The 23169-nt window shown below is 46.0% G+C and carries 26 protein-coding genes; 13 read left to right on the top strand and 13 right to left on the bottom strand.

Annotated features, from left to right (window positions below; all coding sequences use genetic code 11):
• Positions 1-101: 101 nt before the first annotated feature.
• Positions 102-338: a hypothetical protein gene (locus tag BWD42_RS02540; RefSeq protein WP_077432901.1), complete on the bottom strand. Its 237-nt coding sequence runs from the start codon at positions 336-338 to the stop codon at positions 102-104.
• Positions 339-596: 258 nt separating this feature from the next.
• On the opposite strand from BWD42_RS02540, the gene BWD42_RS02535 reads away from it, so the two are divergent.
• The 8 genes from BWD42_RS02535 (at position 597) to BWD42_RS24425 (ending at position 9985) form a co-directional block, all read left to right on the top strand.
• Positions 597-1205, top strand: a complete 609-nt coding sequence (locus BWD42_RS02535) for an RNA polymerase sigma factor (protein WP_077432900.1) — start codon at positions 597-599, stop codon at positions 1203-1205.
• Between the two features lie 75 nt (positions 1206-1280).
• Complete coding sequence (locus tag BWD42_RS02530) at positions 1281-2447, top strand: FecR family protein (RefSeq protein ID WP_077432899.1); 1167 nt, start codon at positions 1281-1283, stop codon at positions 2445-2447.
• A 152-nt stretch (positions 2448-2599) separates the two neighbouring features.
• On the top strand, positions 2600-6022 hold the full coding sequence (locus tag BWD42_RS02525; RefSeq protein WP_077435715.1) for a TonB-dependent receptor: 3423 nt from the start codon (positions 2600-2602) through the stop codon (positions 6020-6022).
• 10 nt (positions 6023-6032) lie between these two features.
• Positions 6033-6836, top strand: a complete 804-nt coding sequence (locus BWD42_RS02520) for a hypothetical protein (RefSeq protein ID WP_077432898.1) — start codon at positions 6033-6035, stop codon at positions 6834-6836.
• Between the two features lie 9 nt (positions 6837-6845).
• A complete protein-coding gene (locus BWD42_RS02515; protein WP_139350994.1) occupies positions 6846-7637 on the top strand; it encodes a hypothetical protein in 792 nt (263 codons plus the stop codon).
• A 277-nt stretch (positions 7638-7914) separates the two neighbouring features.
• Complete coding sequence (locus BWD42_RS02510; RefSeq protein ID WP_077432896.1) at positions 7915-9066, top strand: zinc-dependent alcohol dehydrogenase; 1152 nt, start codon at positions 7915-7917, stop codon at positions 9064-9066.
• Between the two features lie 17 nt (positions 9067-9083).
• Positions 9084-9605, top strand: a complete 522-nt coding sequence (locus tag BWD42_RS02505; protein ID WP_077432895.1) for a hypothetical protein — start codon at positions 9084-9086, stop codon at positions 9603-9605.
• Between the two features lie 23 nt (positions 9606-9628).
• Positions 9629-9985, top strand: a complete 357-nt coding sequence (locus BWD42_RS24425; RefSeq protein ID WP_139350993.1) for a hypothetical protein — start codon at positions 9629-9631, stop codon at positions 9983-9985.
• Positions 9986-10093: 108 nt separating this feature from the next.
• Here BWD42_RS24425 and BWD42_RS24590 read toward each other — a convergent pair whose 3' ends face one another.
• The 4 genes from BWD42_RS24590 to BWD42_RS02490 form a co-directional block, all read right to left on the bottom strand.
• On the bottom strand, positions 10094-10267 hold the full coding sequence (locus BWD42_RS24590) for a hypothetical protein (RefSeq protein WP_175991935.1): 174 nt from the start codon (positions 10265-10267) through the stop codon (positions 10094-10096).
• The gene (locus BWD42_RS02500; protein WP_077432894.1) at positions 10254-10490 is read right to left on the bottom strand and encodes a hypothetical protein; all 237 of its coding nucleotides are present in this window, start codon (positions 10488-10490) and stop codon (positions 10254-10256) included. The genes BWD42_RS24590 and BWD42_RS02500 overlap by 14 nt, the downstream gene beginning before the upstream one ends.
• A 487-nt stretch (positions 10491-10977) precedes the next feature.
• A complete protein-coding gene (locus BWD42_RS02495) occupies positions 10978-11382 on the bottom strand; it encodes a DUF5675 family protein (RefSeq protein ID WP_077432893.1) in 405 nt (134 codons plus the stop codon).
• A 1-nt stretch (position 11383) separates the two neighbouring features.
• On the bottom strand, positions 11384-12028 hold the full coding sequence (locus BWD42_RS02490; protein ID WP_077432892.1) for a DUF6266 family protein: 645 nt from the start codon (positions 12026-12028) through the stop codon (positions 11384-11386).
• Between the two features lie 229 nt (positions 12029-12257).
• Between BWD42_RS02490 and BWD42_RS24585 the strand changes: the two genes are divergently transcribed.
• Entirely contained in the window at positions 12258-12614 is a 357-nt protein-coding gene (locus BWD42_RS24585; protein ID WP_077432891.1) for a hypothetical protein, read from the top strand.
• Between the two features lie 121 nt (positions 12615-12735).
• On the opposite strand, the gene BWD42_RS02480 is transcribed toward BWD42_RS24585, so the two are convergent.
• The 4 genes from BWD42_RS02480 to BWD42_RS02465 all read right to left on the bottom strand — a co-directional run bounded on the left by BWD42_RS02480 (position 12736) and on the right by BWD42_RS02465 (position 14832).
• Entirely contained in the window at positions 12736-13068 is a 333-nt protein-coding gene (locus BWD42_RS02480; RefSeq protein WP_077432890.1) for a 2Fe-2S iron-sulfur cluster-binding protein, read from the bottom strand.
• Positions 13069-13155: 87 nt separating this feature from the next.
• Positions 13156-13386 (bottom strand): thioredoxin family protein, encoded by a 231-nt coding sequence (locus tag BWD42_RS02475; protein ID WP_077432889.1) that lies wholly within the window; start codon positions 13384-13386, stop codon positions 13156-13158.
• Between the two features lie 27 nt (positions 13387-13413).
• Positions 13414-14310, bottom strand: coding sequence for a dihydrodipicolinate synthase family protein (locus tag BWD42_RS02470; protein ID WP_077432888.1), 897 nt, complete (start codon positions 14308-14310; stop codon positions 13414-13416).
• Positions 14311-14331: 21 nt separating this feature from the next.
• Complete coding sequence (locus BWD42_RS02465; protein WP_077432887.1) at positions 14332-14832, bottom strand: cupin domain-containing protein; 501 nt, start codon at positions 14830-14832, stop codon at positions 14332-14334.
• A gap of 100 nt (positions 14833-14932) precedes the next feature.
• Here BWD42_RS02465 and BWD42_RS02460 point away from each other — a divergent pair, with 100 nt between their 5' ends.
• On the top strand, positions 14933-16354 hold the full coding sequence (locus BWD42_RS02460) for a PLP-dependent aminotransferase family protein (protein WP_077432886.1): 1422 nt from the start codon (positions 14933-14935) through the stop codon (positions 16352-16354).
• Between the two features lie 156 nt (positions 16355-16510).
• Here BWD42_RS02460 and BWD42_RS02455 read toward each other — a convergent pair whose 3' ends face one another.
• Together BWD42_RS02455 and BWD42_RS02450 are read right to left on the bottom strand one after the other, a co-directional pair.
• On the bottom strand, positions 16511-16918 hold the full coding sequence (locus tag BWD42_RS02455; RefSeq protein ID WP_175991934.1) for a helix-turn-helix transcriptional regulator: 408 nt from the start codon (positions 16916-16918) through the stop codon (positions 16511-16513).
• Position 16919: 1 nt separating this feature from the next.
• Positions 16920-18107, bottom strand: a complete 1188-nt coding sequence (locus tag BWD42_RS02450) for a Yip1 family protein (RefSeq protein ID WP_139350992.1) — start codon at positions 18105-18107, stop codon at positions 16920-16922.
• A gap of 272 nt (positions 18108-18379) precedes the next feature.
• Here BWD42_RS02450 and BWD42_RS02445 point away from each other — a divergent pair, with 272 nt between their 5' ends.
• The 3 genes from BWD42_RS02445 (at position 18380) to BWD42_RS02435 (ending at position 20541) form a co-directional block, all read left to right on the top strand.
• Entirely contained in the window at positions 18380-18781 is a 402-nt protein-coding gene (locus BWD42_RS02445) for a hypothetical protein (RefSeq protein WP_077432883.1), read from the top strand.
• A gap of 51 nt (positions 18782-18832) precedes the next feature.
• Positions 18833-19822, top strand: a complete 990-nt coding sequence (locus tag BWD42_RS02440) for a helix-turn-helix domain-containing protein (RefSeq protein ID WP_077432882.1) — start codon at positions 18833-18835, stop codon at positions 19820-19822.
• Between the two features lie 506 nt (positions 19823-20328).
• Positions 20329-20541, top strand: coding sequence for a hypothetical protein (locus tag BWD42_RS02435; protein ID WP_077432881.1), 213 nt, complete (start codon positions 20329-20331; stop codon positions 20539-20541).
• A gap of 55 nt (positions 20542-20596) precedes the next feature.
• Here BWD42_RS02435 and BWD42_RS02430 read toward each other — a convergent pair whose 3' ends face one another.
• Together BWD42_RS02430 and BWD42_RS02425 are read right to left on the bottom strand one after the other, a co-directional pair.
• Positions 20597-21808 (bottom strand): TlpA family protein disulfide reductase, encoded by a 1212-nt coding sequence (locus tag BWD42_RS02430; RefSeq protein ID WP_077432880.1) that lies wholly within the window; start codon positions 21806-21808, stop codon positions 20597-20599.
• On the bottom strand, positions 21808-23160 hold the full coding sequence (locus BWD42_RS02425; RefSeq protein WP_077432879.1) for a RagB/SusD family nutrient uptake outer membrane protein: 1353 nt from the start codon (positions 23158-23160) through the stop codon (positions 21808-21810). Before BWD42_RS02425 ends, BWD42_RS02430 begins: the two co-directional genes overlap by 1 nt.
• Positions 23161-23169 lie beyond the last annotated feature (9 nt).

Below are 23169 nucleotides of genomic sequence, written 5' to 3'. Positions count from 1 at the left end.
ATAATCAAACTGCCATCGACGGTTATACACATTCGACAGTTATTATGCGTTCCACTGTTATACACGTTCGACAGCGATAAGCTCTCGACAGTGATACGCGTCTACGTACTCTCCACCGCCGATAAAAACGCAGCCTTAAATCCCCGGATGGCGATCAGGTTCAAGATAGCGGCTTCGTCGCGTTTTAAGGTCCGTACCGTTATTGTACATAACCTGTCCTGCAAGTCAGCGGAAATATATTTCAGGTCAGCGATATGACGACTAAGATAGCTGATGAGATCGGCACGTTTGGCCAGCACCTGGGCCGAAACTGAAAAGGTCAATAAGTAATACTTCATTGTTGCACATTATTTTTGGTCCATAACCAAATTCATAACACGGGCTGATCATCCCCATGAGCCCCTTGTTAGCTTCTGTTATTTATTATAACAAATATAAAAACTTTTGACCATCAAACAACGATAGTCAAAAATAAAGTATAAAAAAAATGCAGCCCTCCGGCAGCGCAATAGTCCAAATGAAGATTAATAATTTATTAATATTCGTAAAACGCAGAGGTATAATTGCCTATCTATATTTGGTTTTGCTTAATTATCATGGCTAATTGTGAATTTACAGCACTTACAGATCAGGAACTGCTCGATTTGGTCCAATTGAAAGACAATAAAGCTGCTTTTTCCGAACTCTATAACCGTTATTGGGAACCCTTAATCAATCTGGCAGGCAAAAGGACACTCTCCCTTGCCCTGGCCGAGGAAATCGTCCAAGATGTTTTTGTTAATTTTTATTTGCGGCGAAAGGAAATCCAGCTCAGCCATTCCCTGGAGGCCTACTTAAAAACAGCAATTAAATTTCAGGTCTTTAAGACCTATCGGGCGCAAAAAGTCCAGGATAAATACATCGAGACTGTAGCCTACATCGGGCATAGCGCTCCGGTCCAGCCCGACAATATCCTCGAGTCCAAACAGATCCATGCCGAGATTTTTAAGATCACCGAAAAAATGCCCGCCACCTGCAAAGAGGTCTTTCTATTGAGCCGTTTCGAAAAACGTTCCAATCAGGATATCGCCGACCAACTGAATATTTCTGTGGCCATGGTGCGCAAGCACATTACCAAATCCATGCATATCATGCGCACCGAGATCAAAGAAAAGCAAATGGATATTTTCTATCTGCTGCTGCTGTTCTATATGCACAAAAATTAAGCGAATTCATTTTTTTTGAAATTCCCGTTCCCGCTTTTGAAGACTTAGGGTACTAGTTAGTATAAAGCAAAGGAAATGGACGATCAAAATCAATACATACTCGACATACTCGCGAAATACGAAGCCGGAACGATCACGGAAGAGGAACTCCAGACGCTCGATGACTGGTACGCCTCATTTGAAAGCAATCCGGATATCACCAACAGTTTAAGCTCGGAGGAGCGTGCCGTCCGCAAAAAACAATTGCAGGAAAAGATTTTCGATCAGCTGGGCCCAGAGATCAATCCAGCGGCAGAAATACCCAAAAAGCACGCTTTCCTACACCCGCGCAATAGGCTGTGGCAAGTAGCGGCATCGCTGATCCTGCTCTGTGCTGCCTCATTTTACCTCTTCAAGAAGCAGCCAGACAAGCAATCCCTGAGCACAGCGGCACAAAGCAGTACGATCCAGCCCGCAACGGATCAAGCCATCCTGACACTCGGCAATGGGCAAAAGATCCTGCTGGATGAATCCAAAAACGGCGAGCTCAGCAGCGATGGAAATATTCATATCAACAAAATCAAACCGGGCAACCTGGTCTATACCGCCGACAATAAAGTCAGCAAGGTACATGTCAATACCCTATCCACCCCCCGTGGCGGCAGGTATCAGCTGACCTTAGCGGACGGCACCCAGGTCTGGCTGAATGCACAATCTTCGATCACCTACCCCTCTGCCTTCCGCGGTAATTCACGGGAAGTGACGATCAGCGGCGAGGTATACTTTGAGGTAGCACACAATGCCGCCATGCCTTTCCGGGTGAAGTCCGAAAACCAAACGATCGAAGTGCTAGGCACCCACTTTAACGTCAATACCTACCAGGCCAAATCCAGGACCAAAACAACCCTCCTGAGCGGTTCCATCGCCCTGAGCAATGCCCTGCAGCGCATTGTCCTCAAGCCCGGTCAACAAGGTATCGTGGCCGGCAGCTCCCTATCCGTCAAACAGGTGGACCCCGCCGAGATCATCGCCTGGAAAGAGGGCTACTTTGACTTTACGGATGCCGATATCGGCAGCGTCATCGACGAACTGGGCCGTTGGTACAATGTGGACATCCATTATCAGGGCGCCGCGACAAAGGAAACCTTTACGGGAAGGATACCGCGTTCCTGGCCTTTTGAAAAAGTATTGAATCTATTAAAAACGTTTAAAAGCATTCAGGTAGAAATGCAAGGAAGGAGGCTTATTGTAGAAACAAGATAATACACAACCCAATGTCCGATTCCAAAAAAAGCCAATAGTGGTCGTAACACTACTGGCCGATAGCCGGAATAGGCAAATGAATTTCTCGATCCGATTTAACACATATTTCAGCTTAACAAATGTATAAAAAAAATACAAACATACTATTGAAAATGAAGCTAAGCACCTTCATGACCGCTTTTGGCATGCTACAGATCAGCTTGGGGGCAGTAGGACAAAACATCAGCCTCTCCGAGAAGAACAGCTCACTGGCCAAAGTATTCAAAAAAATAAGTACGCAGACAGGCTATGGATTTTTGGTCGAAGGCAGCCTGCTCAAAATGTCCAGACCGGTCAGCATAGAAACTAAAAACACCGATATTAACACTGTACTGGCAGAAATCTTCAAAAACCAGCCGCTGAGCTTTGAACTGCGGGATCAATCCGTGCTTGTTTCGGCAAAAAAGACAAACAGCAGTCCCCTTTCAGCCGCCAGGGGCACAAGCAACATCGGCGCCCAACAGCAGGGCACGATCAGTGGGAGGATTACAGACGAAAACGGCGAAGCGCTCGCAGATGCCAGCATCACCGTGCTCCAAACGGGCCAGGCCCTGAAAAGTAAGGCCGATGGTAGTTATACGCTCAACATCCCTGCCGGGACCTATACCATGGAAGTCCGTTACATATCCCATCAGACAAAAAGGATCACCGACATCCTTGTCCATGCCGGCAAGCAGACCAACCTCAGCATCGTGTTAAAGGATGCCGTAAAAAGCCTGGAACAGGTGGTCGTCACCGGCAGCTATAAACAGGAAAGTATTGCTTCGCTCTATACCAAACAAAAAAATGCAGCGACGATCTCCAACGGAATCAGTCGGGAGCAGATAGCTGTTTTACCCGACAAAAACGTTGGTGAGACCCTGAAGCGCATCTCCGGTGTCAGCACCAATGACAACCGCCGGGTCGTGATCCGCGGTATTGCCGAACGCTATAACCTCGCCATGATGGATGGCGCGACCCTCCCCAGCACCGACGTGCAGGTCCGGGACTTCGAATTTGATATCGTACCGAGCAACCTGATCGACAATGTCGTTATCCACAAGACCGCATCGCCGGACCTGAGCTTTGGCTTTGGCGGTGGACTGGTCCAGATCAACACCCTGGCCATTCCATTGAAAAATTTCACCTCCTTTTCGCTGGGCAGCAAATATATCAATGGCTCTACGGGAAAAGATTTCCTGGGCTATGGCCGTGGCAGCTGGGACTACCTGGCTTTTGACGATGGCACACGGGGCAAGTTCCCGCGGGATCTGACCGTATTCAACGGCATCAACTACGATCCCGCCAACCCGTACAAACCCGTGCCCGAAGGAGTCACGCCTTTTACGCCCGAAATGATTGGGGCACAGAACAAGCGCATCGGCGGACTGGAACGTCTGGGAACACGAAAATATACCGCGCTACCCGGACAAAACTATCAGTTCAGCCTGGGGCGGAGCTACAATAGCACGAAAGGAATCTTTGGTTTTGTAGGTTCAATCAGTTACCGCAATGAACAGTCTATTGACCAGATCTCCGATTTTGAACGAGGCAACTGGCAAAAAACAGACGGAAAAAGCTACGATATCAGCAGCGGAAAAGAAATCAATCCGACCAGCGCTAGGCAGTACAACTTCAATTCAAGTCTAAGCGGATTGGTCAACCTGGGCTGGAACAGCAAAAATCATAAAATAACTGCCCGCAACTTTTATTCCCGCATGTTCAACAATCAGTTTTCCGTGATTGAGGGTTGGGGAAACGACATTGGCCATGGTTCGAGACCCGCTATCCGGGAGTATGACCGCCCCAAATTTATCGATATGCTCCAGAACAGGCTGGATGGCGAACATCGTTTCGGTAATTTTAAAGCCGAATGGAATATTGCCCGCAACCGGCTGAACAACCGAGAGAAAGATGCCACCGAAGCCTGGCTCGAACCCCGGGGCACCCTCAATGATACCCTGTACAATGTTGTGCCTTCGCACTATGCCAATGCCGGTGACGGCACATTTACACGCTCCGAATACCATTATACGGAGACCAACCAAATTGCCGAGGGCGCATTGAGCTACCAGACCAACTGGCTCGGGCAAAAGCAGACCCTGAAAGCCGGCTATCAGTTTATGGATCGCCATGGCTTGTTCGAATGGGTCTCCCTGCCGATTGTTTCGGTCGGTGCAAATACCTTTTCGCCCGTCAACACCTGGTCGAAGTACCTGGATTTTAAAGACCCTCTACATGGGATGTTCTATTATCCCGCCGCCTTCTCCATCAGCGCCTATGAAGGCAAGAATATCAACCAGGCCGTCTATGGCATGCTAGACAACCGGTTCAACTCCTGGATCCGGCTGGTCTGGGGACTACGTGCCGAATACTTCAAGTATAAAAGCCTGCAGAATGGCGATAATGACCTGCAGATGGATGCCCGCACCATTGCCATGCGCAAGCAGCGCTTTGTCGATCCGAAAACCGGCAAACTGGTGGGCATGACGGCAGATCCCGAGACCGAAGAGAAAACCTGGCGCTACCTGCCCTCGGCGAGCCTGACCTTGACCCCCGTACAGGACTTCAATATCCGGATGGCCTATTCGCAGTCGGTCGTGCGCCCCGCACTGATCGAAAACTCCAGGATGGTACGGCAGGATCCTGCACTGGGCGGTGCCTACCGCCGCAATGAAGGTGTGCTGTCTACCGTCATAGACCATTATGATATGCGTCTGGAATGGTATCCTTCCCTAGCGGAAGTGATCTCCATTGGATTTTTCTATAAATATTTCCAGAACCCGATCGAATTGTACCGGCAGATGATGGATTCCTCCCACCGCATCTATGTCACCACCAACAACTCCGAATGGGCCAAAGTCAAGGGGCTGGAGTTTGATATACGCAAGAACCTCGGGTTTATACTGCCGGGCTCCCTGCTCGAGGATTTTAATTTCAGCGGCAACGTCACCCTGCAAAGCTCCGAAGTGCAGTCCGCCGAATTCAGGGCCAAGAGCATCGACACGGATAAATATGGGAATACCTTTGAGTACCGCGAAAAACAGTTCCTCAAAAGCAAGCGCCCGCTCTATGGACAGATCCCCGTCGTCTACAATGCCGCCTTACAATATGCCGGAGACCGCCTAGGTGCCAACGTCGCCTTCAACCATATGGGGTACAAAACCTTTATGACCGCCATGAGCGAAGACCTGATCGAATACGAGCGTCCCCGCAATCAGCTGGATGCGCAGCTGAGCTACAAATTGCTGAAAAACAAAAACCTGGACCTTAAGCTCAACCTCAGCAATCTGCTGAATAGCCCCTTCCGTTTTTATGTCAACAGGCCCGAAACCTACAAGATACAGGACCGCTGGAAAGGCCTGTCAAACTCCGAGTGGCCGACCCAGGAGTGGGACGAGATCTACGAGTGGAAATTCGGGTTTTCCCAAAAATATGAGGAAGGTTACTACGAGACCTCTAAGGACGGAACCAAAAAGATGCGCATAGGCGACAAAGAAACCTTTAACCGCAAAGTAGGCAGTTCCTTTAGCCTGTCCATTGGATATACATTTTAAATCAAGCGTAATGAACATAAAAAACATTTTAACAGCCACGGCAATCAGCTTTTTTCTGCTCTTCGGCCTCCTGTCCTGCAACAAAGGCGGAGACGAGCTTTTGTACCATTCCAATATACATCTGTTCAATTTAAGTGGGTACAATAACAGCAATGAGGAACTTACGCTGCAACTTGACACCTTTCCTCCTACAGTGACGTCAGCATTTAGCAAAATTGCTTTTGGCGCCACCTATAATTTCAATGACCCGAAGAAGCAAAGCTTAAAATTCACCATGAAATCCAAAGCCAGCGATAAAATTCTGCTGGAGCGGGAAATCAGAGCCAACGATACGGAAGCCGAGACCAACCTCAACCTGATCTATATGAACGGAAAGGTAGGCGATTTCCCAGTGATCCCGGCACCCGTGGAGGGCAAGGTGCAATTGGTCTATATGTTCCAGTCCAATATTTTAAATTACCGCGAACCCGTGGATATTGTATTCAAGAAATACTATTTTATCCCCAAAGTGTTTGAAGAGGTCGTCCGGATCAAAAACCTAAAGCCCAACGAGTTCTCTCAGCCCATTTCTTTTGCTCCCTTCCCCTTAGGCGTACAGGAATATAATGGGCAGAAAACGCCGGTCTTGTTTCGGGCCCATATTTATAAAGCCGGGACCGACATCCCCTATACCCAGGGCACATCCTATGAATTCAATCCGCTGACCTCGGTTGCTCCGACGCCCTCGCCAGTAAAGGCCAGTTCCAAGTTGCTGATCATCAATGAAGCTCCGGTCAATAATATGATACAGTTTAATAAGGTTTTAGAATTATAATTTATACAGATGAAAAATTTGTTGACAAAGACATTTTTCCCATGCATGGCACTGCTGCTGCTCGGTGTTCCCTTTTTTTTCAGCGCCTGCAACAAGGACGCTGTTGAAGTCGAGCGCGCGATGCATATCCTGATCAATGGCTACAATGGTGCTGAGCATCCTTTGGTCGTGGCGATTGATACCACCGTATTTGATCATAAAGAGGGTGCTTTTATCATCCAGCCCCAGAGCAATATCCATTTTACCACGGCTTTTAGCTACAGGGTACCCAAAAAACGGCTGGTTACACTGACCGATACCGTGACCAGGAAAGTAGTGTATAGCGTTGAATTGCCCGAGAATACCATCAGGGTAAATTTCAATTACCTCTATTTTGACGGCAAGGTACAGCAGGTGGTTCCCCCCGCTGCTGACCCCAATGTCAATAAGCTGGGCTTTTACATTTATGATAAAAGCATTGATTTTCCGGTTGATATTTCGTTACAGCAGGTCGATGCAACTACGGGCAATGTCCGTAAGGAGTATATTGCAAAACGTGTGCTTCCCGGAAAATGGGTCTATGTCGATTATCTGCCACTCAAGGGCTTTGACAAAGAGGTCGACCTGCGGAGTGCCACAGTACATTTCACCAAGGCCAATACCGATGAATGGGCTTTTGAAGGCGATGAAGCAAAAAGTAAATTGCCTGCCGTTGGCTTCTTTTTCCCAAAATTGAATGATAAGGGCAAGGTGCAACCCTATTTTATTGCGCCCAAAGTGCCGAATCAAATCTTCAGCCGGCTTTTCTTCTATCTGGATTAAGCGATCCATGGGATAGCACTGGCGGGCAGGTAAACCTCATGGGGCTTACCTGCCCGCCATTTTTCTTTAACATTGCATATAGCCACCAGCGCCTTTACTATAGGGCTGTTATATACGAAGTTCCTGATTCACTTCCTGCTGCTGTCCAAAATACGCAATTTACCGTATAAGTCCGCTATCCGCAAAATAGGCAAACGAATGCTGCGGCACATCCCTTCCCTAGATAAGTGTCCTTGAACGGGCGCTAGCTTTTTGATCGTTTAAAACTTTAGGAATTATGCTTGCAATGAATTACCGGGGGCCCTATCGCGTACGCGCCGACAAAAACGCCCCATTGCCAGAGATCCTCCATCCACAGGATGCCATTGTCCGGGTCTTGCGTTCCTGTATCTGCGGATCAGACCTGCATCTCTACCATGGGCTGGTACCCGACACCCGGGTAGGCTCTACTTTTGGACACGAATTTATAGGTGAAGTGGTTGAGGTCGGCGCCGGAATAGAAAGTCTACAGGTTGGCGACCGGGTGATGGTGCCTTTTAATATTGCCTGCGGCAAATGTGCCTTTTGCCGGCAGGAACTGTACGGCAACTGCCATGAGTCCAATCCGGAGGCTACAGCTGTCGGCGGTATCTTTGGCTATTCCCATACAGCGGGAGGCTATGCTGGCGGGCAGGCCGAATATGTCCGTGTCCCCTATGCGGATGTCGGCCCCGTGGTTATTCCCGATTGGATGGACCCGGACGACGCTGTCCTGTTGACAGATGTGGTACCAACGGGTTATCAGGCGGCCGAAATGGCCGGTATCCAACCCGGCGATACCGTGGTTGTTTTTGGCGCTGGCCCAATCGGTATTATGGCCGCCAAGTGCTCCTGGCTTTTTGGTGCAGGACGCGTTATTATCATCGACCAGGTTGACTACAGGCTTGAATTTGCCGAACGATACGCGCAATGCGAAGCCGTTAATTTCCGTTCCATTGGCGATCCCGTAGTTTTTGTAAAGACAATTACCGATTCACTGGGAGCCGATGTGTGCATCGATGCCGTCGGCTGTGAAGCTGCCGGCAATACAATGAATACGCTGTTGGGCCGCTATCTTATGTTACAGGGCGGATCCACCACGGCCTTGCACTGGGCCATTAATAGCGTCAAAAAAGGCGGTATCGTATCCATTGTTGGGGTATACGGCCCTATCGACAGTCTGGTGCCCATTGGCAATGTACTCAACAAAGGAATCAGCATACGGGCTAACCAAGCCTCGGTAAAGCGACTTCTGCCCAAACTGATCCAACATGTACAAGATGGGATCATCAATCCCAAGGAATTGATCACACACCGGGTTCCATTGGAAGAAGTTGCTGACGCTTATCATATTTTCTCTTCCAAACTGGACAATTGTATCAAAACTGTGCTTATTCCACCCTTCGCTTAAATCCTAAAATTTATATAATGATGACAGATCAAACTACACCCGAAGATTTTATCAACGACAGACAATGGCGCTACAGCCATATTAAGGGTTGGGGCATCGATTTTGATCCCAAGAATGATCCGACCTATCCCCTTAAAAAACGCAACAATGCCGAACATCAGGGCTATTCCTGGCAGCGTCCGCCGCTACAGGAGGAGACCGTAGAGATCCTCAAGTCTGTAGAAAGGCCCAATCTGACAGCAGTCTATGGCACCAGCAATCCGCCTATTGGCCTCAGTGGAGTCCTCAGGCGAATTGCCTTTCAGTATAGCGAATCCAGCTACGGGCGCTGGCTACCCCTGGTGCTCGCCGACCGGGTCAATATGATAGAAGGCATCCTTTGCGATATTAAAAAGGGGCACCTTCCGAATTTAGTCAACGAACTGGGCTTAAGGGCCGAATGGAAGCATAATAAAAAATCCTTGATCGGCAAGTCTATTGTGGCCGCTGTAATGATTGGATTGGTGGCCTATCAGTTTTGTTCCAAAAAGAAAAAATAAAGGATAAACTAAAATAATAGCCTATGAGAGTTCTCAGCACCAAGATGCATGGCATACTAGATTATCTAACAGCGATCTTTCTGATTCTCTGCCCACAGCTGTTTGATCTCAGCAGCAGTAGTCCCGAAGGAGCAGTATTTGTGCTACTCGGCATATTGACCTTGGTATACAGTGCTATTACACAATACGAACTTGCTCTATTTCGTGTTGTGCCGATGGACGTGCATCTGGTATTTGATATCTTTTCGGGCCTATTCCTGGCGGCATCACCATGGCTTTTGGATTTTAGCCGGTACAGTTACTTACCCCATGTCATCATAGGCTGCGCGGAGATCGCTATTGCCTCTATGTCACGGCCAAGGCCCAAGGGGCCGATTTGAGCGCGCGAGTCCAGCAAGCTGCTGCTTTGAGTAATAGTCCAGCACGCTGTTGAGCGCGTGCTGGACAGATTTTGGCATCCGCCGATGTAATTGCAACAATCGCCAGGATCATTTTCGCCCCCTGTTATTCCATCGTCCAATGAGCCGGCTCGTCACGAAGCTGACCATCGTACCCAGTGCAGCGGTCAGCACCGTCTGCAATATATCCCCAAGTGTGATACTCGCCCAGATCGAACAGATGGTGCCAGCGAAAGCAGAGATGCGGATATCATTGAGTTTCATTAGTATCCCTCCTTTCCTCCATATCGCGATCGCCCGGATTTGTATTTTCATCTGGCTGATCTACAGCTTCCGGCGGTGGCTTATCTTCTTTCATCACCGTTTCTAGTATCCCTAGCCCCAGTGCAATGTACGTCAGTATATTCGATGCCTTACCCGGCAGTTTGAGCGGCGCTGCGAGGACCACCTGCAGCACTGCTCCTATTTTGTCTAAGATTTTTTTCATACTTATTAGTTTTTAAAGAGACTGGATGAACGGTCAAAGCCTTATATTCCGACTGCAAATTGATGAAGTACAATGGCGTTAAAAATGAATTCTTGTCTGAACGAAGTGAGTTTGAATTCATTTAGCCGTTGTGTAAAAGCAATTGCACCAAGGAATATAGCGGTAGACCGTCATCCAATCACCGCCTTCTCTATTCGACGCAAATAGGCGGACAAAGAATTGAAAGCCTAGCATTCCATCCTCCACAACCAGTTTCGGTAAATCCGAGGTAGAGGAATAGAAAGCAATATAGGAGGACAAAGAATTCGAAGCATAGCATTCCGACTGCCTGTCGCTGACGCAATATGACGGTAGCATAAATCACTGTCCGAGCAGAGCGAGTTTGATTTATGCCGTCATATTGCTAAAAAGATGGCACAAAGGAATGCAGCGCCAAATTCTTGTCCTCGAATCACATAAGAAGCCATGATCTATTCAGGCCCTTCATTTATCGAATATTCAAATACACTTCATCCCCCATATCCCACAGATTATACACCAGTGCTTTAAGTTTTGCTAAAGCTTTACCACTGTAATCGCCAGTACCTTCACCTGTTAAGGTTGTTACCGGAGCGATACAGCCATGCAGTTCCCGCAATGCGTTGTTAGCTGCATGGATCAATATCGCTTCGCGGCCCAGCACATTCGGTATGCCGATCTGCTCCCCATGCTTTGGATAGCGCTGTCTTTCCAGTCTGTAGCGGCCTACCGGAATACAGCTGATCCTGGGGCGGTTGTTGTGATCTGGCAACTCAATGGAATGGCAGATATGCTCGCCCTGGTAGCTGATGGTTCCATTGGTTCCCTGTGCTCCATACTTTCGTTGGAGCAGCAGGGTGTGTTGGACAGCCATCTTAGCTAATGATCAATTCGCCCAGATAAAAACTCGGTGAGGTCTTGACACCGTCCCGATGACCGGTAAAAACCCATCCCTCGAGCGTATCACCAGAATAACTGGCCGGCAACGTGAAATCAAGATTGGCAGCCGCCCGGGTCGAAGACTCCAGAATACTAAAGAAATTTTTATTCTTATTGTACATGAGCAGGATGACCGAATCATCCGCAAAGGAGTTATATTTGTTGAGCTCCGGTGTCCAGGTCAATGAAATCTCCTGCGGAAAAAGCTCTGTCCATTCGGCGCCCATCAGATTGGACAATGAACCTTTGGCAATAACGATCTTTGAATAATCGATTTCCAGTGTAGGGTACGTACCCGTCACACCACCATTGTTCATCAGATATTGCAGCGCCTTGTTATAGCCGGTTGCTTTGCCCTGCAGCTTGTCCGAATAGCCCAGGTTGAGCAGGTCCATGATCGGCGACAGAAAGGCTACCGCCATTGCAAATTTAGCCCGCTGTGCGATCTGTCCTGCACTTGCTTTTTTGTTTGAGATCTTGGAGAGTGAGCGGACATAATCCACACCTCGCCAACTGCTTCCTATTACACTACCTACTTTCCCAGAGTAAGCCCCGTGTATCCCTTTTAAGAATCTTGCCATGATTATACATGTTTGATTTATAAATAATTACGACTGTCATGAGCAGTCTTTGTTTTGCTAGCAAGAGCTAAATTACATGGACTTTATAGCTAAAAAGAATAAGTACAGAGATTGATTATAAATGATTGGGAGCCTTGTCATTGCCTGTCAGATTTGGACAATAAATTTTAAAAACCGAAAGGCTATCGGGTTACTATCCGGTTAATTTGGGAGAGGAAAGATTTGGCCGTTGTACCGCCCCAAGGAGGTCGGCGGTTCGGTTAGTATTCGGCCCATTATTGGCTCTTTGTCGGGCCCTGTTCGGCTCCTGTTGCAGGCAGCTCCAGCTCCGCTTCGGCTGCTGTTCGGCTACGGTTCGGGTGGCCTTCGGCTGGAAGCCGAAGCCGAGCCGAAGAGCTCTCGAAGCCCGGCCGAAGAAGGCCCGAGCATGTCTCGAAGCTGTCCCGGAGCAGAGCTAAAGGAGAGCCGAAGCCCTGTCGAAAGTGAGTCCAATATCAGCAAGGATCTGCCAATAAATCCAGCACATCAATCCGCGAACGAAAAGATAAAAATATATTTTAAATGCCGGTTTGATGTTCTGCGATGATTCGCCAATGCGTAAACAAACTACATCACTCAAATTGAGTGTAAGAATGTTTTTACCCAATGCGTTTGGAATGATTCACAATTGTGCCAATCAATAAAACTATTCGTGTCATCGTACTTCTTTAAAACTCGTCATAATTTATTTTGACAGTTGCACTTATGGGAACTGCTACGCATGCCAAAATCAGACCTTGCTGTACATGTGCTTCGGACAGGACAAAATTTCTCTTGAGGCGTACTTCGCCCTCTTCCAATTTACATACGCAAGTACCGCAAGTCCCCCTGCAACAGGAATGCGGAGCATCAATACCTGCATGGAGCATTGCATCCAGCAAAGGTATCTGTTTGTTCCATTGGATATGTTTTGTATTACCGTTCAATGTCAATGTTACTTTCACGTTTTCCGATTGCTCGTCTGGGGTTTCGGCAAGTTTAGTTTCTTCTTTCGGGGTCATATTATAATTTGCTTGTTTTAACTTATCACTGAAACAATAATGTATAAAACCCGAAAGCAGTAAAGACTTCCGGGCTTTAGATTGTGATTACTTCAAATCTTCTATTGAAGCACCAAAGTTAATGTGTAACACATTGCCGTTAGACAAAACCAATGCAGGAACAGATTTTACACCTGCACTTTCTGCATCTTTTACTTTTATTTTGTCTGTACCCAAGTGGATGACTTCAACCTGATTTTCAGGTATGAGATTTAAAATGTCCTTTTCTGCACTTACGCATACAGGACAACCTGCGTGATAAAAAATTGCTTTTGCCATTTTTACTTTGTTTTAGAATTATTGTTATTACTGATAAACTTCACTTTCAATAGCCGAAAGTATGCTGTCCAGTTCTACTATTTCAGCTTCATTAAGCGGTTTCAAAGGACTTTTGAGACCTCCACCCCCTACACCCAACAAATCTAAACCGGCCTTGATAGAGCGTGGCAAACCTTTGGCTACAATGAATTTTAACAAATCCATCTGTTTGTAGAATACTCTTTGGGCTTTTTCCAAATCGTTTTCCTGTACAGCATCGTATAGGGCAATGTTAAGTTCGGGTATTAAATTGGGTGAAGCCGTACACCAGCCTCTAGCACCTGCCGAGAAAGCGGACAATGCCAATGGATTGGAACCGTTGAAAAAAGCGACTTCTTCGCCCAATTCTTTTCTCAAATAGTGCATACGCTGAATGTCACCCGAACTTTCCTTTATCATCGTAACATTTGGGATTTCCAATAAGCGTTTCAGCAATGCGGGCGACATATCCACACCACCTGTGGCGGGGTTGTTGTATGCCATTATCGGAATGGAAATTTTAGATGCAACAGCATCATAATGCTTCACAATTTCGTCATCGGTCAATTTCCAATAACTCATCGGGATAATCATTACAGCCGTTGCTCCTGCTTTCTCGGCAAACTGTGCGTGGTAAACGGTTTTGTCTGTGGTAAGATTAGAAACGCCGACCAATGTAGGCACTCTGCCCGCTACCTGCTGTATGCAGGTTTCGGTCAATTCCTCTTTTTCGGTATCATTGAGGTACGGCATTACGCCTGTGCTTCCCAATGGGGCGATGCCGTGAGAACCTGCCGTAACCAAGCGTTCAACTTGTTTTTTGAATAACGGAATATCAATATTCTCGTCGCTGTCAAATGGTGTAACAGGATAAGCAATTACACCTTTAAATGGTACTTTGTTCATTTATCGTTTTGTTTTTAAAAGTTAGAAATCTCTGCCCTCTTCTTCACGCAACGCTACGCCCAAGTTTTGCAGTTGAGGAGCATTCTCGCAAGCGATATATTTGGCAGGTTCGCTATCACTTAAATTATGGTGCTGATGCCAGGCCCAAGACGGAATATAAACAGCATCGCCTGCTTCCCATTGTACGATTTCATCTTCTACAAGCGTTGAACCCTTGCCCTCAAGCACATATAATATTGTTTCGTAAGTGTGACGATGTTTGTGTGTTTTTTGTCCGGGCAATAAACCGCCGATAGTCATACTGACATTTTTGCTCGGTAAGTCCACAAAGAAAACAGGATGCTTTCTTTCTTCCGAAAACTGATTGTGTACACCTGCTTTTTCAACATTTTTGTGAATTACGTGTGATGTTCTCGCAAATGTCGGTCTCGCAAATGTCTGGTGGAAATCCTTTGAGCTGAATTGTTTTTGCTCTGCGTGGATTGATTTTTTTACTTCTGTAGCTGTTTCTAATTTTGACATAATTGAAAATTTTTATTGTTTTTTGCACCATTGCGATACAAAAGTATTGTACCTTTGGACTAGTATAATGATACAGTTTTTGTAAAAATAAATAGTCCAGATGTTACGCAGTTGGAATTTTGAAATACAGTTAGATGAAAAATCGGATAAAGCCGTTTATCTGCAAATAGCCGATGCTATTATAAAAGATATTCATTCGGGCAGGTTAAAGGCAGGCGATGCTTTGCCGGGGAGTAGAAACCTTGCACAACTTCTAAAGCTCAATCGGAATACCGTTGTGGAAGCTCTGAACGTACTGATTATTGAAGGGTGGCTAATTCCCAAAGAAAGGCAAGGAACTTTTGTTGCCGATACATTGCCCGATTTTAAGGAAGTACAAAAAGGCAATCGTGTAACTGCTATTGCAAAATGTACAACAGACAAGCATTATCATTTGCAGTTTGATGACGGAATCCCAGACAGTAAAATTGCCCCCATTACTGAGCTGGCAAGGGCTTACCGCCAAATCTTCAATCAAAAAGCTAGGTGGCAAATGATGGGCTATGGCAACGAATTAGGTGATTTGGAATTTAGAAAATCCGTTGTTCAAATGCTCAATCATCAAAGAGGTATGCAGGTAAACGAACACAATATCTGTATCACTCGGGGCAGTCAAATGGCTATGTATCTGACGGCGCAATACATGTTTACAAAAAATGATTATGTAATCGTTGAAAATCCAGGCTATAAGCCCGCTTGGTCTGCATTTGAGAATGCAGGTGCAAAGTTGTTGCCTGTAGGTGTAGATAAAGACGGTTTGCTGATTGATGATGTTATTTCTTATCTGAAATCAGGCAAAAAAATAAAGGCGATTTACGTTACACCGCACCGCCAATATCCGACCACGGTAACATTGATTTTGAAAAGAAGGTTGGAATTGATACGGCTTTCTAATGAATATGGTTTTACGATTATCGAAGATGATTATGATAATGAGTTTCATTTTGGCTACCGTCCTGTATTGCCATTGTCAAGTTTTACGGAGCTGAAAAATTATGTTTACATCGGCACAATGAGCAAGGTGGTTGCACCTGCTCTGCGTATCGGTTATCTGGCAAGCAATGATGATACTTTGATTGAAAAGGTAGGCAGTTTGCGAAAAATTATTGATGTGCAAGGTGACAGCATAATGGAACAGGCTGTTCTGCAACTAATCAAAGACGGTACAGTAAAACGGCATATTAAAAAGGCCACAAACCACTACAAAGCCAAAAGGGATTTTATGGCAACTGTGCTCAATAAACATATTAAGGACAAAGCAACTTATGCAATTCCTGAAGGTGGTTTGGCTTTCTGGATTGTACCAAATAAACAAATGGATTGGTCGCAGGTTTCCAAAAAACTAAATAGCAAAGGTATCAAAATCATTATTCCCGATGCTTATAGCTTCGATGAAACCGTAAACGGCATAAGATTAGGATACGGCTCGCTTACTGAAAATGAAATGGAAGAGGGGATTGTTGCTTTGGCCAAATTGTTATGATATTCCGATTCCCAATTGTACTCCCCAACCTCTTCAGCTCTGTGGCTTATGGTAGTCAAGATATGGCATTGGCAAAGGCCTGTTTAAAAAAAAAAAAAAAAATGGCCAGAATTTCTTCCGGCCATGGCTGGCCGCCCGGCTCCCCTTTAGAGCGAGCTAAATCCGCCCCTTTCTCCTACTCTCCTCGAGCTGCTCGTGCAGATCCGAAAGGTAGTAATAATGCCGTTTGCCGAGCTTCCTCGGCCTGAGCTTTCCATCGCGGACCAAGCGGTAATACTTGGATTCAGATATCCCCAATTTGTCGAGCACATGAGCAATATCGAGCATATGGTCCAGTTCAGCAGCTGTATCCACTGCTTCTACGCGATCTTGATTCATTTCTTCGGTTATATACCTCAAGATTGCCTGCAGTAATGATGATATTACCTCCAGGAGGTCACATATGCGATTCAATAAATTTAACATAACCATGCCATTAGAAATGCTGGTCGCCGAAACGAGCCGCTTCGCACAATAGGCATTGTGCAGGGGCTCCATCACCACAGCGTTAAACAATACATCCATTTTAAGCCAGATTAAATTCCTCTTCCAATTTGGTTTCATCTAGCGTATCTATTATTCCCCAAAAATTATTGATGTTGTTGCGCAGCTCACGCGAGGGCGTGACCAGGATTTTGAGCTTATCCTCCGGCAACAATCTCTGTAGTTTTTCTTTGATCTCAGCGGTAAGTTCCAACATAGTGGGCCGGTTTACCGGCACCCGAAAAAAAAGCATATTAACATACACTTTTGCCCGTACTTTTACCAACCAGGGATTCTCCCGCAGCACTTTGGTAGTCACTTCTATCCGGCAAAACTTGCCATTATGCATATAGACATCCGCCGTACGCTGTTCTTTATAGATGATCACCGCATTCAGGCATTTGATCGTAGTACCCGCTATCAGCTCTTCATCCTCCCATTTGCGCAAGAGGTACACCATCAGCGCCAAGCGATCCCGATCGCGCTGCCACAGACTGAGTAGCGTAGCCTGGGATTCTGCTTTTGTCAAAGACGAGAGATCCATCGCTGTCGACTGGTCGTTATTCCAAGAGAGCTGCCTTGGAATCTTTTCCAGTTGATCAGTGGTTTTTGCACCGGGATCTTGATTTTCACCCGTTCCGGTTCCCAGGGTTAATAAAAGTGGCGCTGGATGTTGCCCAAGCCGAGCTTTCTCAACTGGCTTATAGATCGTCATCTGGCCAAATGGCAGCCAGTCAAGCAGTACCCATTTTGGAAACCGGTGGACAAACAGCGTATAGGCGACCACCATCGGAAAGAAAAACCAAAAATCAGTCGTCAGATACCATCGCGAAAGCAAGATTAATCCCGGCCTGTCAGGCAGCAATATTTCCAGCACAACCCCGTGAATAGCTAGGACAACACAGAACGAACAGAGCGCATAAATCATAAAATTCAGCTTGGCATTCCTTCCGAAGCGTTGCCGAACCATCAAGGCCGTGTGCATGTAACTGATCAGCATAGCGTAGACCAGTAGCAGTAAAACAGTACCGATCCATATTGCTATAAAGCGCTTGCTTAGGATACGGTCAGGCATCTTGCTACCAGCGGAGCCCAGATTGATGACCAACGAAAAGATGGAGCAAAAGAAAATATAAAGCGGATAAAAGAATATTCGGCCCCATCGGCAAGGAGCAATTTTTAATAAATACGAAAACAACCTTCTCTTACTATTTAATTTACCAGATCGCATAATGATTACAAATTGGTTAGGTAATGGCCTTTAAAATAAATCAGCCTGCATTTTAAGGTTGATTATCAGTATACAATTCTATCATCGACTGGGCATCAACACAAAGCTAAAAAAAATACTTATCTCAAAGATATAAAATTTCTTTTAAATAACGCTTTATTGCTCTTTGAAACATTCCGTCAAAATATACGGAATCCTGTCATATCTGATCCAAACACTTGTTTTCCGTGGTTTTTGAGAGTTTATTTGGGGTTTTACTTATCAGAATAAATATGAAAAGAACATTTGACCAAGCAGATGTAAACAATCTGCAAAAGGAAGTATTGGCCCTCCCTTATGCCGAGCGCCTTGTTATTATCAACTTTATCATGAGTGACTTCGTCGGCTTTATGATGGCCTATTTTGAGCTACGCCTCAGCCAGATCCAATATCTGAATACGATGTCGCTCGCACTCAAAACTGAACTTAGCATCGGGATTGCCGATAGCTGGAATAACACCCTAGCGGTCGATTTCCAAAAAGAGAGCAGCTCAGTTGATGAAGAGGAAGATACACCCAAGGATATCATCCTATCACGATACAATTCATCCAGTACCCCAGCTGTCACAAGCAATTTATTGCCGACAGGTTATTTTTCTATCCGCATTGTTTACCGGAATTCAGCATACCGCTAACCCACGTTTCCCCGAAACAAACGTGGAATATTCCCCAAAATCAACAGCTATATGCAGACCGAATCATTCAGGTTGATAGAAGCAGAAATGGATTTTGTGAGCAAAAGTACGCTCACAAAATCCTTTATTCATCGGCTACCAGGTAGCCGAACAAGACTGCTCAGCAATAATCAGATCAGTATTTATGAAGAATATTTAAAAACAGGCAATCTGGAAAGCTACAGTTATGCCATCGAGGTCAGCACCGCTACCCACATCTGTTTTGAGATCTTAAGCCCACAGACCCACCTACTTTATCACCTGGACGGACGCAAACCCATCCAGTATCAGCAGCCCCATATACAGGCCACGTTTAGCTTCCGCCCTTTTCACGGTGCATTTTTCTATGCACCAAAGACGGTTATCAGCTTACATTTTGAACCCGGCAAGTACCATATCCAAGGTTTTACATTGCCCCTTGACCTGCTTGATCTGAATGGATTGTCAGGCTTTGATTATCTGGATGAGGTTGTGGGAGCCCATCGGCAGCAGCAGCCGCAATACCGGGTGAGCCTTGATTTTGAAGCGATGGAGCATACCCGACGTATCCTCGGCGAATTAACCAAGGAGCTGCTCACAAAGCCTCTCATCCCCAAATTATGTATCCTAAAAAAAATTCAGGAGCTGCTTTATTTGATCAAGGACAAAATGCTCAGAGCAAAGGGCTTATTGCGCCATCCTGATCTCATCGTACAGCTGGCACGGGAGCTGATCGGCAGCCGGATCGCCGAGACTGACGGACCGGTACTGATCATCCACATTGCGGAAAGCTTATTCGTCGAATCTCAATATCTAAATTATCTTCACAAGGAGCGCTATGGCGTACCGATAACGCATTATAGTAATCAGGAGCTCTTAAAAAAAGCCAAGCATTGTCTAGGGCAAAAGCTATCGATCAAAATCACCACCAGCCGATGTGGCTTTAGTGACCAGTCCAGCTTCTGTCATTTCTTTAAGCGGCATACCGGCCAGACACCGAGTGCATACATCAGATCGCTATAGTCGCTCAAGGCCGAAGATTAACTATGGGTTTGACCAAATCAAAGTCTGTATTCAATCAAAAAATAGGACTTTTTTGCCATTAGATTTGGATTAATGAAACACATACCCTTAGGACTGGGTGAATTTATAAACAGAAAAGTATGACAGGGCAAGAGCATATACAGCGTACAGAACGAGTCAGAATGCATTCTTTAAATGAGAAACCATTCGCCGCGGATTTGAGAACCCCGCGCCGGCAATGGCCTTCACAATTGGTGCAGCGAAAGTACTCCGGCTTGGCAAAGATAAACCTCCTGCGGTCAACCACCTGCTGCTGTGCCGGCCCTGTACGTGACCGGCATGGGCGCAGGTTTACGACATTCCCGTGTGTCGGTACGATACAGCATTTACTCGAAAAGGACTGGCCCAGTACGGCGTTTCGGTCAGCCCGGCAGAATCTGTGAAACCGGATATATTGAGGATGTATCTGATTAATTAACACGATTTGACTATTAAAATTTTGCAACATGGCAACATTTCAATTAAACAACCCAAACGCTCCTGGCAATCCAGCAAGCTACTCATTGGGTACGCCGTCTTGTTCAGGAAATAATCAAATCTGTACGATCGAAGCACCCAATTCAGGAGGTGTCCCTACGATCTCGTCTGCATTAAAGGACGAAATGCTACAGGCTTTGAATACCAGAACCAGCACGACTAACGTCAAATTAAAAGCATAGACCCACCCGACTGGGTCTATAAAGAGAGGGCTACCAGATCGGTAGCCCTTTTTGATTATCTGATCACTAAACAAGGAATATTTCTTTCCTGCTGAACCAGTAAAAAGCCATTTTTCTTTAATTCGACCTGCAAATCTTTAAATGCCGAAGCTCCGGTAAAGCTGTATGGCCGGGTGTCATTAGATTCATTAATAACTGGCGGAATATCTCCATTGAGGTCGAGCATAAAAGCAAAGTCAGCGATCGTCTGCCCATCCGCTGTCCGCTGTGCCTTTTTTCCATTGGGATCATCCATGATCACCCAACAAACGACAGACCGAGGTGTCAGTGCTGTTTTCACTCCCATTTTAATCTCCATATCTGCGATCATCGCTCTGGCTTTCTCTTTGGGATCAGCCTTGATATCAAAATTAGCTTCATAGCTGATACCGTATTTCCGTCTCCAACTTTCGCGGTATTTGGATTGAATTTTATCAAAGACAAAACGCTCTTTATCTGGCCGCTCCACCACAATACGACTATCTTTTATAAAAGGGAGTGCCTCCAGTTTTCCATAGCAGTATAAATAAGCCGCTATAATCTCGCCATTAACAATATATTCACGAACGATACCATTCACACTATCTACTTGTTGCCCAAAGTTGCTGTTGGCTGCTTCAATAAATCCTGTCAGAAAAGAATACCTACCAGCCTGGCTTCCTATCAACGGGCGTGTAAAGTCAAAAGTCAGGAAATCATCTTTGACCGGTATAGCGATCTTGCCATCCTTGACCACCCGATCGATCATTTCCTGGCTTACATATTCACTATGGGTGATGGCCACAACTTTACCCTTGTAGATCCACACCATATGCGAGACCGTCTGGTGTGGAAAATATTTGGACCATATGGAATCTTCCACAATAAAATCAAGTTTATTTGAGCGAAAGAGTTCATTATTTTTTCTAAAAGCTTTGACCCGATCTGTTTTCTCGTAGGATATCGAGATGATCTTAAGCACATTATCGTTTGCTTGTTGCAATTGTCCTAAACGTGGCAATGCTGCAATACAGCTGGTACAGGCTGTATTCATAAAATCCAGGATGACCAGATCTTGCGGTAAGTCACCTATGGGCGGTATGATCTTACCGTCTATTGTCTTACCAAGCAATTCTTTGGGTGCATCCATGCCTATTGCTATACCTTCGGGTACTTTCAGGTTTTTATTGCTTTGACCAAAAAGCAACACCGGGAATAAAAGAATGATTATTTTAAATAGTAGTTTCATTATCGTATTGTTTGTGTTAAAGATGAATTATTGATTACCTCACGTGGGATCAGCATCGTGTAAAAGCCAGCGCCTGGCTGCAGCTGATAATCCTTGCCCGCTATTGTCCGTTTCAGTGATACTGCGGTGGCCGGATCCAGATTCAGACGTTTCAGATCCGCCCAGCGTCGTTGCCGCATCACCAATTCTTTCCTGCGCTCCTGCAAAATAATTTCAAGTAGTAACGCGACATCGTTTGTGACTACAGGCTGATACACTTCTTTTTTATAGCGCTTTAGCCCCAAGTGATTAATGGTCTCCTTGGCCTCGTCTAGCTGATTCAAACGAACCAAGCATTCAGCTTTGTTGAGTATAAGTTCGTCGACAGCAAGGCCACTAAAGGGCGACTGATTTAATTCACCATCATAATTGCCCTTGAAGGAGAAAGTATTGTCCCCATTATCCATGTAGTAGAGCTGCTTTCGGAGATCATGATCCGCATAACTGTTGTAAAGCTGGGGCGAGGCTTTCCATATGGTATAGTAAAACGTAAAGCTCCCGGAAGAAATAGCCTGAAAAATCACTTCCGGATTGAATTGCTTAAACGGACTTTCCTCATACATGGGTAAGGTGTTATAATCCATCAGGGTATTTTGCTGATCAAGAGCGGTATTGGCGTAGACCAGGGCCTTTTCATAATCCTGCAAATACAGGTAGATACGCGATAAGAGCGCAGCCGCAGCCGTGCTGTTCGGCCGCGATGGAAGCCCAGCGGAGCGAGGAAGTAATTCCCTAGCGTTATCCAGGTCCGTCAACAGCAACGCAAAATACTCACCCAGGGGTACTCGCTCCACCTTTTCCTCGATATTTGGTGAGGTACGGTACGGCAGCGCCATTACCCCCGCATTGCTACCATCTTTTAAGGGTATGGGGGCAAATAGCTCTGCCAGTGCAAACAGTGCATAGGCACGGTAAAAGTAGGCAGCCCCCTCCATCTGCTGGCGACGTGCCCCCGCGGGCAAAGTTTCTAGGATGGACAGCACCTGATTGGCGATATACACTGTCTGGTAAGGTCCGGCCCATTGCGACTGCGGTGGAGTAACCTGATTATCCCAGATATAGAGCATACGGTCTTCATATACCTCCAATCCAGCCCAGTATTCCGAGGTCAGCGAGAAATCGTTCGTACAGAGTTCGCCAACATACGGGTAGCTCATGTTTACCGTACCATACCCATCCAATAACGCCTGACAGTCTTCGAAGCTATCGGGAATGGCCAATTTGGTATCCGGTTTGGTTTCCAAAAATTTGTTGCAGCCCTGCAGGCAGAGCATCGCCATGCCTAGCAGTAAATAGTAATGTATTTTTTTCATGATTTTATC

It is taken from the genome of Sphingobacterium sp. CZ-UAM, from assembly GCF_002000245.1.
Taxonomy (GTDB): domain Bacteria; phylum Bacteroidota; class Bacteroidia; order Sphingobacteriales; family Sphingobacteriaceae; genus Sphingobacterium.
This window is presented reverse-complemented; position numbering and strand designations above follow the sequence as displayed.

What these genes read in the sequence shown, in the direction of transcription:
- BWD42_RS02540 (WP_077432901.1), bottom strand. Translation starts at nt 338, where the DNA reads ATGAAGTATTACTTATTGACCTTTTCAGTTTCGGCCCAGGTGCTGGCC.
- BWD42_RS02535 (WP_077432900.1), top strand. Translation starts at nt 597, where the DNA reads ATGGCTAATTGTGAATTTACAGCACTTACAGATCAGGAACTGCTCGAT.
- BWD42_RS02530 (WP_077432899.1), top strand. Translation starts at nt 1,281, where the DNA reads ATGGACGATCAAAATCAATACATACTCGACATACTCGCGAAATACGAA.
- BWD42_RS02525 (WP_077435715.1), top strand. Translation starts at nt 2,600, where the DNA reads ATGAAGCTAAGCACCTTCATGACCGCTTTTGGCATGCTACAGATCAGC.
- BWD42_RS02520 (WP_077432898.1), top strand. Translation starts at nt 6,033, where the DNA reads ATGAACATAAAAAACATTTTAACAGCCACGGCAATCAGCTTTTTTCTG.
- BWD42_RS02515 (WP_139350994.1), top strand. Translation starts at nt 6,846, where the DNA reads ATGAAAAATTTGTTGACAAAGACATTTTTCCCATGCATGGCACTGCTG.
- BWD42_RS02510 (WP_077432896.1), top strand. Translation starts at nt 7,915, where the DNA reads ATGCTTGCAATGAATTACCGGGGGCCCTATCGCGTACGCGCCGACAAA.
- BWD42_RS02505 (WP_077432895.1), top strand. Translation starts at nt 9,084, where the DNA reads ATGATGACAGATCAAACTACACCCGAAGATTTTATCAACGACAGACAA.
- BWD42_RS24425 (WP_139350993.1), top strand. Translation starts at nt 9,629, where the DNA reads ATGAGAGTTCTCAGCACCAAGATGCATGGCATACTAGATTATCTAACA.
- BWD42_RS24590 (WP_175991935.1), bottom strand. Translation starts at nt 10,267, where the DNA reads ATGAAACTCAATGATATCCGCATCTCTGCTTTCGCTGGCACCATCTGT.
- BWD42_RS02500 (WP_077432894.1), bottom strand. Translation starts at nt 10,490, where the DNA reads ATGAAAAAAATCTTAGACAAAATAGGAGCAGTGCTGCAGGTGGTCCTC.
- BWD42_RS02495 (WP_077432893.1), bottom strand. Translation starts at nt 11,382, where the DNA reads ATGGCTGTCCAACACACCCTGCTGCTCCAACGAAAGTATGGAGCACAG.
- BWD42_RS02490 (WP_077432892.1), bottom strand. Translation starts at nt 12,028, where the DNA reads ATGGCAAGATTCTTAAAAGGGATACACGGGGCTTACTCTGGGAAAGTA.
- BWD42_RS02480 (WP_077432890.1), bottom strand. Translation starts at nt 13,068, where the DNA reads ATGACCCCGAAAGAAGAAACTAAACTTGCCGAAACCCCAGACGAGCAA.
- BWD42_RS02475 (WP_077432889.1), bottom strand. Translation starts at nt 13,386, where the DNA reads ATGGCAAAAGCAATTTTTTATCACGCAGGTTGTCCTGTATGCGTAAGT.
- BWD42_RS02470 (WP_077432888.1), bottom strand. Translation starts at nt 14,310, where the DNA reads ATGAACAAAGTACCATTTAAAGGTGTAATTGCTTATCCTGTTACACCA.
- BWD42_RS02465 (WP_077432887.1), bottom strand. Translation starts at nt 14,832, where the DNA reads ATGTCAAAATTAGAAACAGCTACAGAAGTAAAAAAATCAATCCACGCA.
- BWD42_RS02460 (WP_077432886.1), top strand. Translation starts at nt 14,933, where the DNA reads ATGTTACGCAGTTGGAATTTTGAAATACAGTTAGATGAAAAATCGGAT.
- BWD42_RS02455 (WP_175991934.1), bottom strand. Translation starts at nt 16,918, where the DNA reads ATGGATGTATTGTTTAACGCTGTGGTGATGGAGCCCCTGCACAATGCC.
- BWD42_RS02450 (WP_139350992.1), bottom strand. Translation starts at nt 18,107, where the DNA reads ATGCGATCTGGTAAATTAAATAGTAAGAGAAGGTTGTTTTCGTATTTA.
- BWD42_RS02445 (WP_077432883.1), top strand. Translation starts at nt 18,380, where the DNA reads ATGAAAAGAACATTTGACCAAGCAGATGTAAACAATCTGCAAAAGGAA.
- BWD42_RS02440 (WP_077432882.1), top strand. Translation starts at nt 18,833, where the DNA reads ATGCAGACCGAATCATTCAGGTTGATAGAAGCAGAAATGGATTTTGTG.
- BWD42_RS02435 (WP_077432881.1), top strand. Translation starts at nt 20,329, where the DNA reads ATGGCAACATTTCAATTAAACAACCCAAACGCTCCTGGCAATCCAGCA.
- BWD42_RS02430 (WP_077432880.1), bottom strand. Translation starts at nt 21,808, where the DNA reads ATGAAACTACTATTTAAAATAATCATTCTTTTATTCCCGGTGTTGCTT.
- BWD42_RS02425 (WP_077432879.1), bottom strand. Translation starts at nt 23,160, where the DNA reads ATGAAAAAAATACATTACTATTTACTGCTAGGCATGGCGATGCTCTGC.